Annotated in this window: 11 protein-coding genes and 1 pseudogene; 5 read left to right on the forward strand and 7 right to left on the reverse strand. The window is 64.9% G+C overall.

What is annotated here, in order from left to right:
* Positions 1-41: 41 nt before the first annotated feature.
* Positions 42-977 carry a diacylglycerol/lipid kinase family protein gene (locus tag C7449_RS01755; protein WP_108001045.1) on the forward strand — a complete coding sequence of 312 codons (936 nt, stop codon included), beginning with the start codon at positions 42-44 and terminating at the stop codon, positions 975-977.
* A gap of 98 nt (positions 978-1,075) precedes the next feature.
* Here the strand turns inward: C7449_RS01755 and C7449_RS01760 are convergent, their stop codons facing one another.
* Positions 1,076-2,437, reverse strand: a complete 1,362-nt coding sequence (locus C7449_RS01760) for a glutamine synthetase family protein (RefSeq protein ID WP_108001046.1) — start codon at positions 2,435-2,437, stop codon at positions 1,076-1,078.
* A gap of 190 nt (positions 2,438-2,627) precedes the next feature.
* Between C7449_RS01760 and C7449_RS01765 the strand changes: the two genes are divergently transcribed.
* Positions 2,628-3,998 (forward strand): aspartate aminotransferase family protein, encoded by a 1,371-nt coding sequence (locus C7449_RS01765; RefSeq protein ID WP_108001047.1) that lies wholly within the window; start codon positions 2,628-2,630, stop codon positions 3,996-3,998.
* Positions 3,999-4,134: 136 nt separating this feature from the next.
* Here C7449_RS01765 and C7449_RS01770 read toward each other — a convergent pair whose 3' ends face one another.
* Together C7449_RS01770 and C7449_RS01775 are read right to left on the reverse strand one after the other, a co-directional pair.
* A complete protein-coding gene (locus C7449_RS01770; RefSeq protein ID WP_108001048.1) occupies positions 4,135-5,640 on the reverse strand; it encodes a glycosyltransferase family 39 protein in 1,506 nt (501 codons plus the stop codon).
* A 1-nt stretch (position 5,641) separates the two neighbouring features.
* Positions 5,642-6,649, reverse strand: a complete 1,008-nt coding sequence (locus C7449_RS01775) for a glycosyltransferase family 2 protein (protein WP_245414262.1) — start codon at positions 6,647-6,649, stop codon at positions 5,642-5,644.
* Between the two features lie 91 nt (positions 6,650-6,740).
* Between C7449_RS01775 and C7449_RS01780 the strand changes: the two are divergent.
* Positions 6,741-7,707: pseudogene (locus C7449_RS01780) on the forward strand (lysylphosphatidylglycerol synthase transmembrane domain-containing protein).
* A gap of 1 nt (position 7,708) precedes the next feature.
* On the opposite strand, the gene C7449_RS01785 reads toward C7449_RS01780, so the two are convergent.
* The 4 genes from C7449_RS01785 to C7449_RS21710 all read right to left on the reverse strand — a co-directional run bounded on the left by C7449_RS01785 (position 7,709) and on the right by C7449_RS21710 (position 10,086).
* Positions 7,709-9,211 carry an AMP nucleosidase gene (locus C7449_RS01785; protein WP_108001049.1) on the reverse strand — a complete coding sequence of 501 codons (1,503 nt, stop codon included), beginning with the start codon at positions 9,209-9,211 and terminating at the stop codon, positions 7,709-7,711.
* A 94-nt stretch (positions 9,212-9,305) separates the two neighbouring features.
* Positions 9,306-9,626, reverse strand: a complete 321-nt coding sequence (locus C7449_RS01790) for a YnfA family protein (protein ID WP_108001050.1) — start codon at positions 9,624-9,626, stop codon at positions 9,306-9,308.
* A gap of 100 nt (positions 9,627-9,726) precedes the next feature.
* Positions 9,727-9,903, reverse strand: a complete 177-nt coding sequence (locus tag C7449_RS21705; protein ID WP_170115760.1) for a hypothetical protein — start codon at positions 9,901-9,903, stop codon at positions 9,727-9,729.
* Between the two features lie 24 nt (positions 9,904-9,927).
* Entirely contained in the window at positions 9,928-10,086 is a 159-nt protein-coding gene (locus C7449_RS21710) for a hypothetical protein (protein ID WP_170115761.1), read from the reverse strand.
* Between the two features lie 163 nt (positions 10,087-10,249).
* Between C7449_RS21710 and C7449_RS01795 the strand changes: the two genes are divergently transcribed.
* A complete protein-coding gene (locus C7449_RS01795) occupies positions 10,250-10,951 on the forward strand; it encodes a glutathione S-transferase N-terminal domain-containing protein (RefSeq protein WP_108001051.1) in 702 nt (233 codons plus the stop codon).
* Positions 10,952-11,581: 630 nt separating this feature from the next.
* A complete protein-coding gene (locus C7449_RS01800; RefSeq protein ID WP_108001052.1) occupies positions 11,582-11,851 on the forward strand; it encodes a sel1 repeat family protein in 270 nt (89 codons plus the stop codon).
* Positions 11,852-11,895: the final 44 nt, after the last annotated feature.

Consider the following 11,895-nt stretch of genomic DNA (forward strand, 5'->3'; position numbering starts at 1 on the left):
GTTATGCGAGAGGGCCGGGGGCGGAGACTCGGAGAACGAGGATGCGGATCCAGGCGATATTCAACAAGGATGGCGGCACCTTCCGCACAACCGACATGGAGGTGTATGTGCGGCATGCCGAGGAGGTCTTCTCTGCTGCCGGGCATCACCTCGACTGCGACGTCGTCGAGGGCGCCGATATCGACATGGCGCTGCGCCGCTGTGCCGGCCGGACCGATCTCGACGCGATGCTCGCCGGTGGCGGTGACGGGACGATTTCGGCGGCCGCCGGTTTCGCCTGGGAAAGCGGCATTTCCCTCGGCGTGGTGCCGGCCGGCACGATGAACCTCTTCGCCCGCTCGCTCCGCATCCCCCTCAACATCTGGGAGGCGCTCGATGCGCTCGCCGTGGGAACCGTCGCCGATGCCGACATCGGCAGCGCCAACGGCCGTGCCTTCGTCCAGCAGTTCTCCGCCGGTCTGCACGCCCGCATGGTGCGCCTGCGCAACGCCATGACCTACAGTTCGCGCCCCGGCAAGATCGCGGCGACCTTCCGCGCGGCGGTCGGCGTCATGCTCGATCCGCCGGAGTTCGAGGTCGAGTTCGACGTCGATGGGGTGCGCGCGCATCGCAAGGTCTCGGCGATCAATGTCTCGAACAACCGCTTCGGCAACGATCCGCTGCTCTATGCCGACGATGTCACGGGCGGCCATCTCGGCTTCTACGTCGCCCAACCGCTGTCGAGCTCCGGCGTGGCAAGGCTCGCCTACGACATCCTGCGGGGGCGGCTACGGGAGAATACGGCGGTGACGGAGATGACCGGCAGCGCCGTCGACCTGCATTTCCCCAAGATGGACCGCGCGGTCAACTGCGTCATCGACGGCGAACTCCTGCCGATGGGACGCGACGTGTCGCTGCGTCTGCACGCAGGCGAACTGAAGGTGATCGTGCCGAAGGTGGCACGGCAGACCTCCCTGACACCGCAGGCCGCGGCCTAGCCCTATTCTCGCCTTCCCAGCCTGCATTGTGCCAAAACCGCTGCGCGCTTCCGTGAGGCAGGCATCCGCGATCCGGACAATTGACCGAGCCGGAAGGATTATACCCGCGGCAGGTAGGTCTGGTAGTCGAAGTCAGACACCGTGCGCAGGTAGGTGATCGCTTCCTTGCGCTTCGTGTCGCCATATAGCTTCTGGTAGCGCGGGCCGAAGACGTCGGCGATGAAGGGTGAGGCGGAAAAATCCTCGACCGCGGTCAGGAAGTCGTGCGTCAGTCGTCCGACGCCGACCGGGTCCTTGCCCGGTTCGGTGGCCGGGCCGGGATCGAGATCCTCGTCGAGGCCGAGCAGCATGCCGCCGAGGATCGCTGTCAGCAGCAGGTGCGGATTAACGTCGGCGCCGGCGACGCGATGCTCGATGCGGGCGGCCGGGCCGTCCTTGTCTGGAATGCGGATCGCCGTGCCGCGGTGGCCGAAACCCCAGTCGATGTCCACCGGTGCGAACGAACCCGGCTGGAAGCGGCGGTACGAATTGGCGAAGGGGGCGAAGATCAGCTGCGCATCGCGCATCGTCTTCAGCATGCCGGCGGTGACCGACTTGAGCTTCTTCGGATCGCCGCCCCTGGCGTCGAGGATGTTGCGGCCATCCTTGTCGAGAATGCTGGCGTGCACGTGCAGCCCCGAGCCGGCCTGGTTGGCATAGGGCTTGGCCATGCAGGTGGACTTCAGCCCGTGGCGGCGCGCTGCCTGTTCGGCAACCCGCTTCAGGTAGATGCAGTCGTCGGCGGCGGCGAGCGCATCCGGCCGGTGCAGGAGATTGATCTCGAACTGCCCAGGGCCGAATTCCGCCGTGGTTGCGTCGGCCGGGAGGTCCATCTCGCGCGCCCAGGCGCGCACCGTCTGCAGATAGTCGTCGAGCGCGTCGACGGCGCCCATGTCGTAGAGCTGGAAGCCGTTCGGCTGGTCGCGGTACATCAGCCGTTCGGGCGGGCGCGGCCGGCCGGTCACCCGCCAGTCGTCCTGCAACACGTAAAATTCGAGTTCGGTGGCGACCACAGGCGTCAAGCCGCGCTGGTCGAAACGCGTCAATAGCGCCGCGAGGATCGCCCGCGGGCACATGAAGCTCGGCGTGCCGTCGAGCTCGTGCATCGTCGCGAGCACCTGTTTGGAGCCCGCCGGCGCCCAGGGCAGCGCGGCGAGCGAACGGCGGTCGGGAATGCAGTTGCCGTCCGGGTCGCCGACCGAGATCGACAGGCCGGTGATGTCGTCGTTGTCGTCGCCCCAGATGTCGAGGGACTGGGTGGAGGACGGCAGCCGCACGGTGCCCTCCCAGACCTTCTTCTCCGCCTCCAGCGGGATCTGCTTCCCGCGCAGGTCGCCGTTCATGCCGACGAGCAGGATTTCGATGCGGGGCGGGGCGTTGGCGGGCGCGTTGCCGCTGGCCGCCGAGAATTCGTTGGACATGGTTCAGGCTTCACTCTGGCAGGTTGTTTCAAGCCGTCCGGCAGCGAGCGTTTCTTGCGCCCCTCCCTTGCCAAACGCCTGTGATGTGGGCAATTTCCTAGCCTATTCCGACCCGCCGTTCAACAAGCGGACCGGTCGCCGGTTTTCAGGAGGAGCCGGCGGGAGCCCCACGTCCACGAGGAAGCCCTTCATGTCGATTTCGTCTGCCGCCGTTTCCAATCTCGGTGCCCTCGATGCCGCCCACCATCTGCATCCCTTCTCCGACATGAAAAAGCTGAACGCGGCCGGCACGCGCATCATCGAGCGCGGCGAGGGTTGCCACATCTTCGACACTCACGGCAGGCGGTATCTCGACGGCTTCGCGGGCCTCTGGTGCGTCAACATCGGCTATGGCCGCAAGGAGATCGCCGAGGCGGCCATGCGGCAGATGAACGAGCTGCCCTATTACAACACCTTCTTCGGCACCACGACGCCGCCGACCACGCTTCTGGCGCAGAAGATCAGCTCGCACGCCGGGCCGAACATCAATCGCGTCTTTTTCACCGGCTCCGGATCCGAGGCGAACGACACCTGGTTCCGCATGGCGCGCGTCTACTGGGCGGCGCTCGGCAAGCCGTCGAAGAAGATGGTGATCGCCCGGCGGAACGGCTATCACGGCTCGACCGTGGTCGGCGCCTCGATGGGCGGCATGAAATACATGCACGAGCAGGGGGCGCTGCCGATCGAGGGCATCGTCCACATCGGCCAGCCCTACTGGTACGGCGAGGGCGGCGATCTCGCGCCGGCGGACTTCGGCCTGAAGATCGCCCGCGAGCTCGAGGCGAAGATCGACGAACTCGGCGCCGACAATGTCGCAGCCTTCGTCGCCGAACCGATCCAGGGGGCGGGCGGCGTGATCGTGCCGCCGGAGACCTACTGGCCGGAGATCGCCCGGATCTGCAAGGCAAAGGACATCCTGCTGGTCGTCGACGAGGTGATCTGCGGCTTCGGCCGCACCGGCCGCTGGTTCGGCCATCAGCATTTCGGCGTCGAGCCGGACCTGGCGCCGATCGCCAAGGGGCTCTCCTCCGGCTACCTGCCGATCGGTGGCGTCATGGTCAGCGACCGCGTCGGCGACGTGCTGGTCAATGAAGCCGGCGACTTCAACCACGGCTTCACCTATTCCGGCCATCCGGTCTGCGCCGCGGCAGCGCTGGAGAACCTGCGCATCATCGAGGAAGAGAAGCTCGTCGAGCGGGTCCACGACGATGTCGGACCCTACCTGGCCGAGGCGCTGCGATCGCTGGAAAACCATCCGATGGTCGGCGAGACCCAGAGCGTCGGGCTGATGGGGGCTGTGCAAATGGCCGAGGACAAGGCGAGCCGCAAGCGGTTTGAAGACAGGGAACGGGTCGGCATCGAGGTCCGCAACCACTGCCTGGAGAACGGCCTCGTCCTGCGCGCCACCGGCGACCGCATGCTGTTCTCGCCGCCGCTGGTCATCAGCCGCAGCGAGATCGACGAGATGATCGAGATCACCCGCAAGGGGCTGGACCATGCGTGGAGGGTGATGCAGGGATGAACCCTCGCCACCCGCTGGGCGGCCGCACAGTTAAGCGGCCAAGTCCGCAGACCGCGTGAAGGCGGATCGGCGCGGTCCGCCGGTCCAGCGCATGTGGTTTCTGCTGGAGGTCGCCATCCGCTTTCGGCGGCATGCATCAATCCGCCTTTGGATAGAGCCACGCGTACCCAAAACTGTAGCGATCCTCGGCCGTGCCGTGGTGGTAGGGCAGGGAGATCGCCTGCACGCTCGGCTCCTCGGCCGCGGCGCCTGAAGCGAAGTTGGTCGCAAAGGACATGAGGTCGGCCGGAACGGCAGGCTTGGCCCCCTCCTTGCTGCGCCACACCAGAAGCAGCGGCGCTTGCCTGCTCAAGACCGGATGCGGGGCGACGGCGGAGTAGGGCTCCGCAACGACCGGCACACCGGGAAACTGCAGGCGAAGGTTGCCGGCGAGATGCGTTTCGGTCGTGAGAATGGCGGCCGGCGCGACATAGTCCCCCTCGCGGACATGGGACGCGAATCCGGCGTAGGGGACGTTCAGCTTCTGATAGTCGCCCGTCAGGCCGGCGGCGGCGACGCGCCCGAACAGGATCACCGGCACGGCGACCATGATCAGCAAGGGTATCGGCAGCAAGCGCTTCAGGTGCAGCTCGTCGATAGCGCCGGCCGCTTCGAGCTTCAGGCAGAGATAGAGCGGCAGAACCAGCAGCAGCGGCGTCAGCCAGCGATCCTTAATGTGCGCCGCGCCGCCGAACACGACCAGCAGCACAAGCGCCAGGAGGAAGATCACCACCATCCGCTCGATCAGCGCCGTCCAGCGGTTGCCGTGCGAAAGCGACTTGCGCAGGCGGCTCCGGAACACCGCCGCGAAGACAACGATCGTCACGGCGGAGAAACTGACAGCCGCCAAGACCAGGGACGCCAGGCCGCCGACAATCTGCGACGACAGACCGGTGCTGTCCTCGCCGAGCTTCGTCATGGTTCCATTGGTGGCAAGGTCGAGATTGTCGACGAGCCAGAGCGCATGCGGCGCGACGATTGCCACGCTCGCGGCGATCGTCAGCAACAGCCGCCTGTCGAACACCCGCTGGCGCCATCCCTGGTCGAACAGCACTGCGAGGAGGGCGGATGCGGGCAGCAGGGCGAAATTGTACTTGGAAATCATTCCGACGCCGATTGCGATGCCGGTGAGGAGATAGGAGGCGGCGCTGGGGGCGGCGAGGGTCCGCAAGAAACCGTACAGGAAGAGGGCCGCGGCAAAGACGACGGCAACGGTGTGGGTGAGGTCGCGTTGCGCCTCGAAAGCGATTTGCGGGATCGTCAGGAGTGACAGCGTGGCGACGATGGCCAGATCCCGGCTCTTCAGCACGGTGCGGGCCGCAAGGCTATAGGTGAGGTAAGCTGAGAACAGAACGAGGTTCTTCAGCAGGCTGATTGCGAAGACGCTTGGCCCTGTGATCTGGATGACGGCATATTGCACCCAGTTGTAGAAGGGCGGCTGGGTGTCGTAGCCGGTCGCCAGCCATTGCGACAGCAGGATCTGCTGTGCCTCGTCGCGCTCCAGTGAATCAGGAAGCGCCATGCGCACGAGAAGGTTCAGCAGGAAATAGCCGGCGAGCAGCAGCAAGACCGCGTTCGGCGAACTGCGCAGGAACCGGCTCATCTCAACCGCGCCGGAAGGTCTGCCGGACGACGTAGTTCGGCGTGTCGTCGTTGCGGAAATAGGTGCGGGCCAGCATCTCGGCCAGGATGCCGGTGGTGATCAACTGGATTGACGCCAAAAACAGCATGAAGCCGATCAGCAGCAGCGGGCGCGTGCCGATGTCGTTGCCGAAGGCGATCTTGTCGATGAAGAGATAGCCGAGGATCAGGGCGCTGATCGCGCCGGCGGCAAGGCCAATCGAGCCGAAGAAATGCCCCGGCCGCGCCTGGTAGCGCATGAAGAACAGCACCGAGAGAAGATCGAGGATGACCCGGAAGGTGCGGGAGATGCCGTATTTCGAGGTGCCGAGCGTGCGGGGATGATGGGTCACCACCATTTCGCCGATGCGTGAGGAGGGCACGACGCCTGCCACCCATGCGGGGATGAAGCGATGCATCTCCCCCATCAGCTTGACCTGCTTGATGATCGAGGCGCGGTAGATCTTCAGGCTGCAGCCGTAGTCGTGCAGGCGCACGCCTGTGATCCGGCCGATCAGCGCATTGGCGCACCAGGAGGGAATCTTGCGCAGGAACAGCCCGTCCTTGCGGTTCTTGCGCCAGCCGACGAGGAGGTCCAGTTCGCGCTCCTCCAGCGCCTGCGCCATGGCGCGGATGTCGCGCGGGTCGTTCTGCAGGTCGCCGTCGAGGGTGGCGATCAGGCGTCCGCTTGCGGCGTCGATGCCGGCCTGCATGGCGGCCGTCTGGCCGAAATTGCGCTGCAGTTCGATGACCGCCAGATTGAGACCCGGTCGCTCCAGCCAGCTGCGAGCCTTCATCAAGGTGGCATCGGTGCTGCCGTCGTCGACGAGGATCAGTTCCCACGGCCTGGCGAAGCCCTCCATGGCTTCGCAGATGCGCTCGATCAGCGGTCCGATGCTCTCCTGCTCGTTGAAGACAGGCACGACGAGCGATATCTCGATTGCCGAGGGCTTCAGTTCGGCAGCGGCGGCGTTTTGCAAGTTCTCTGGCAACTCTTGTTTCTCCACTCCGGCGGAGTTCTTTCCTCAGGCGGATCGTGATACACGCATTCGCCGCGCACCGATCAGGGAAATCCAGCACTATATGACTTCAGCGCCGAATTCCAGACGACGGTCCTGGCTTTCCCGTCATGCCATGAGCCTGCTGGCGCTCGCATGCCTGGTCGCCTATCTGGCCTTCGTCGAGTGGCAATGGGGCTGGGCGCAGCTGTTGTCGCAATGGGCCAGGGTGGGCTTCGACACGGCGGTTCTCGCCCTGGCGCTGCTGACCGCCACCTATCTGGTCCGAGCGCAGCGCATCTACGACTATTTTCCGCGCGAGACGTCGGGAAAGGTTTCTGAAGCTCTTCCGCCTCACGCAGGTCCACAACCTCCTGAACATCATGCTGCCGTTCCGGACCGGCGAAACCAGTTTTCCGCTGTTGATGCGCTCGCAGTTCGCAGTTCCGCTCGCGCGCGCGACATCGGCGCTGCTGGTGATGCGCCTTCTCGACCTGCACGCCCTCTGTGCCGCCGCCGGTCTCGGCCTGGTGCTCGGCACCGAACACGGGTGGAGCGCGTGGCTGCTCTGGACGGCGTTCCTGCTGGCGCCATTGCTGCTCTTTGCGGTCAAGCGCCCGCTCCTCAAGCGCCTGAACGGCCGCCTGCCGGAAAGGCTGGGCGGGATACTGGAGGAAATCGAAGCCGGAATTCCCGCAGACACGACCGGCTTCGCCCGCGCCTGGGCCTTCACCGTGGTGAACTGGGCCGTCAAGGTGCTCGTGCTTGCCTGGGTCCTCGGGCTGCTCGGTGTCGCGCCGCTCGGCGCCAGCTTCGGCGGCGCGCTGGGGGGCGAGCTGTCCTCGGTCCTTCCCCTCCATGCGCCGGGCGGCGTCGGCACCTATCCGGCCGGGATCACGGCCGGTGCCGTCGCCTTCGGCGCCCCCGGCCACAGGGCCGCGGTTGCGGCGCTGGCCGAGGCGGCGATCAACGTCCATCTGCTGATCGTCGCGAGCGCCTGCGTCGGTACCGCGCTGTCGATCGTTCTGTCCTGGCTGCCGAAGCGGCGCTGAATCACTGGAACGCCGTCTCGTAGAAGCTCCTGAGCTTGCGCGAATGCAGTTTCTCGGTCGGCATGCCGGCGAGCTTCTCCAGGGCGCGGATGCCGATGCGCAGGTGCTGGTTGACCTGGGTGCGGTAGAAGGCAGTCGCCATGCCGGGCAGCTTCAATTCGCCGTGCAGCGGCTTGTCGGAGACGCAGAGCAGGGTGCCGTAGGGCACGCGAAAGCGGAACCCGTTGGCAGCGATCGTCGCCGACTCCATGTCGAGCGCGATTGCCCGCGACTGCGACAGCCGCTTGACCGGCCCGCGCTGGTCGCGCAGTTCCCAGTTGCGGTTGTCGATCGTCGCCACGGTGCCGGTACGCATGATGCGCTTGAGGTCGTAGCCTTCGAGCCCGGTCACCTCCGCCACCGCCCCCTCCAGCGCCACCTGGACCTCGGCGAGCGCCGGGATCGGCACCCAGACCGGCAGGTCGTCGTCGAGCACATGGTCCTCCCGCACATAGGCGTGCGCGAGAACGTAGTCGCCGAGCGTCTGGCTATTGCGCAAGCCGGCGCAGTGGCCGAGCATCAGCCAGGCGTGCGGGCGCAGCACGGCGATGTGGTCGGTGATCGTCTTGGCGTTGGACGGCCCGACGCCGATGTTGACCAGCGTGATGCCGCCATGGCCCTTGCGCTTGATGTGATAGGCCGGCATCTGCGGCAGCCGCGAAAGCGTGAGGTCGGTGTCCGGCTTGTCGTTGCCGGCCTGGGTGCTGATGTTGCCGGGCTCGACGAAGGCGGTGTAGCCGTTGCCGCCCTCGGCCATCTGCAGGCGCGCCCAGGCGCAGAACTCGTCGACATAGAACTGGTAGTTCGTGAACAGCACGAAGTTCTGGAAGTGGTTGGCGCTGGTGGCGGTGTAGTGGCTGAGGCGGGCGAGCGAGTAGTCGACGCGTTGCGCGGTGAAGGCGGCCAGCGGCGAGGGCTCGCCGGGGCCGGCCTCGTAGGAGCCGTTGGCGATCTCGTCGTCGGTGTTGGTCAGGTCCGGCGCGTCGAACAGGTCGCGCAGCGGCACGGTGACGTTCTCGGCAATCTCCGCCTCCACATAGGCGCCCTCGCCGAAAGCGAAATGCAGCGGGATCGGCGTCGACGACTCCGACACCGTGACGCTGACGCCGTGATTGCGCATCAGGTGTCCCAATTGTTCCCTGAGGTAATGGCGGAAAAGCTTCGGGCGGGTCACGGTCGTGGCATAGACGCCGGGCGATGCGACGTAGCCGTGCGACAGTCGCGAATCGACGTGTCCGAAGCTCGTCGTCTCGATGGTGACCTGCGGATAGAAGGCGCGGAACCGGCAATCCGGCAGGCCGCTTCTGGCGAAGCTGGCGAATGCCTCGGTCAGGAAGCGGACATTGCGCTCGTACAGCTCTTCCAGGCAATCGACCGCCTTGACCGGATCGTCAAAGGATTGCGGCTCGAAGGGGGCTGGCGTCGAAAAGGGAAGGACGGTGCGGGACAAGATGGTTCTGCTCATCGAATTATTATAGATCGCCGATCTTTCTACACAAACGACAAGATTGTAACCCCCCGCCCGCGGCACTGCCGCCGCTTTCGCATCGTTTGGGCGTTCAACGCGGTCCGGCGAGGATGACGATCGCCCCGCCCATGGCAATTGCAACACCGGCGACATCCCAGCGGTCGGGGGCAACGCCTTCGGCGCCCCAGAGCCACAGCAGCGACGCTGCGATATAGATGCCGCCATATGCTGCATAGGCGCGGCCGGCCGCGCTCGAATCGACGAGGGTCAGCAGCCAGGCGAAGGCCGCCAGCGACGCCATGCCAGGCACGAGCCAGAGCGCCGACTTGTCCATTCGCAGCCAGGCCCAGAAGGAAAAGCAGCCGGCAATTTCGGCAAGCGCTGCTGCGCAGTAGATCAGGATGGACTTCATTGAAGCTCCGGCAGGTGAAGCCGGAGACTTAGCGCACAACTGCAGAAAGCGATACCGGGTTCGTTGCAGCCTTGCGCCATTCGGGCCACACCGAATGGCTTCAACTCATCGCCTGCCGCTGCAACGTCACGAACAGCACGAGGCCGGCACCCTGCTTGGCCACGCCGTGGCTGCCGCTCGCGGCAAAGGAAATGGCGGCGAGCGGAGCAACCGCCAGCCCGGCAAGGACGAGTATCCGCAGGCTGACGGCTAGGCTGGCAACAAGCGCTGTCGGCATCACGGTCGTCCTTTCCGGTGGCGACTAGAGGGCGGTCTTGCAGACCTTGGAGATGTTGCAGGCAATGGCGGTGCCGTATTGCGGCTTCTTCTGGTGGCGGCGCGCGTCGGTCTCGACGGCGGCGGCGACGGAGATCGCAAATACCGTCATCAGCAGCGTGATGATCGTCAGTCGTCGGGCCATGATTTCCATTGTCGTCCCTGGGATTGTCCTTCAATGGCGCGGTTTTCGCATGCCGCTACTGAACGAGCCCTGAGGCATCTGTTCATCTGGCGTTCAGGAAAGTCGGGTCGCGGCTTGAAGGGCGACGGATCCGTATCTACGTTCCGCATCGAAGGAGAACCGAATGAGCAAACCCATCGACCTCTATTTCTGGCCGACCCCGAACGGCTTCAAGATCACCATCATGCTGGAAGAACTGGGCGTTCCCTACGATGTGAAATACGTCAATATCGGCCGCGGCGAACAGTTCGCGCCCGAATTCCTGAAGATCTCGCCCAACAACCGCATGCCGGCGATCGTCGATCCGGAAGGGCCGGGCGGCGAGCCGGTGTCGGTGTTCGAATCCGGCGCAATCCTCCAATATCTGGGTCGCAAGTACGGCCGGTTCTACCCGACGGAGGAACGAGCCCGCATCCAGGTCGAGGAATGGCTGTTCTGGCAGATGGGCGGGCTAGGGCCGATGGCCGGGCAGGCCCACCATTTCCGCCAGTATGCGCCGGAGAAGATCAGGTATGCCATAGACCGCTACACGAACGAGGTGAACCGGCTCTACGGGGTGATGAACACCCGCCTGGCGGAGAACGATTATCTTGCCGGCGACTACTCGATCGCCGACATGGCCTGCATCGGCTGGGTGCGCTCCTACGAAAACCAGGGTCAGACCCTGGAGGATTTTCCGAACCTCAAGCGCTGGTTCGACGCCGTGCTCGCCCGCCCCGCCGTCCAGCGCGGCATCGCCGTCGGCAAGGAGGAGCGGGAGCGGCAAAAGAGCCTCGCCGAGGACAAGGAAGCGCAGAAGATCCTGTTCGGCCAGCGGGCGCGCTGAACGCATGCCTTCGTAGAGGGGCCCAAACGACCGGTGTCTTCCTTCGCCCTGGCAGGTCCCTACCGGAAGTCTCGTCCGGTGCCGTCAAGACGGTTCGCAGTCCGGCACGCGCAAGGCTACGGGCCCAAAATCATCCTGCCGCGCCGCCGATCGGCGCGGGTAGCCCTCGTTGCATGAATTGATCTTCATCCCATCAAAGGCTTTGACTGCTCCGCAAACGTAAGGCTGGAGCGAAACGCAGCCCGGCGCGTTTGTGACCTTCTTCAAGCGGAAACCGGCGGCTGTGTTCAGTCCTCATGAAACGCAAGCCTGATTCCGTGGTTAGCGATGGTTGAAATCGCAAGTTGAATTTTCCGTAAACTTTGAAGCAGATCCGCGGCGTTCCAGACCGTTCCATGCTTAACGAAAAGCCAAGTTTACCAAGCGTTTGAACTTTGTTCGTCTCAAATTAAGCATGCATTTTAAACGACCGTTGAAGGCGCGCTGGCATAGTGAAGCCATAAGACGAGCACGGAAAAACACCGGCCGAAAAAACTTTCGGAGCCCAACGCCGCAGAAGACGGTGGGGCTCCGAAGGGGCGCAAAAACAGGGCGATACCAGAAAAGACGAACAGGACAGGGACAGGGACAATGGCACGCTTCGACAGTCAGAATTCCGAAATGGCCGCCATGACGGGCGGCGAGACCCGCGCCGACGCGTTCTGCGACATGGGTCTGATGTATGCGACCGGGCGCGGATGCGCCGTCGACCTGGTCGCCGCTCACAAGTGGCTCAACATCGCCGCCATCAAGGGTTGCGATCGTGCGGCCGAACTGCGCGCCGATCTCGCGGCGACCATGAGCAAGGCCGACCTGGCACAGGCGCTCCGCGCGGCTCGCGAATGGATGACCGTGCATTGAGTTCGGCCGCGCCACCAGACAACAAGGCCTAAAGCAGATCGCGT

It is taken from the genome of Mycoplana dimorpha (assembly GCF_003046475.1).
GTDB lineage: Bacteria > Pseudomonadota > Alphaproteobacteria > Rhizobiales > Rhizobiaceae > Mycoplana > Mycoplana dimorpha.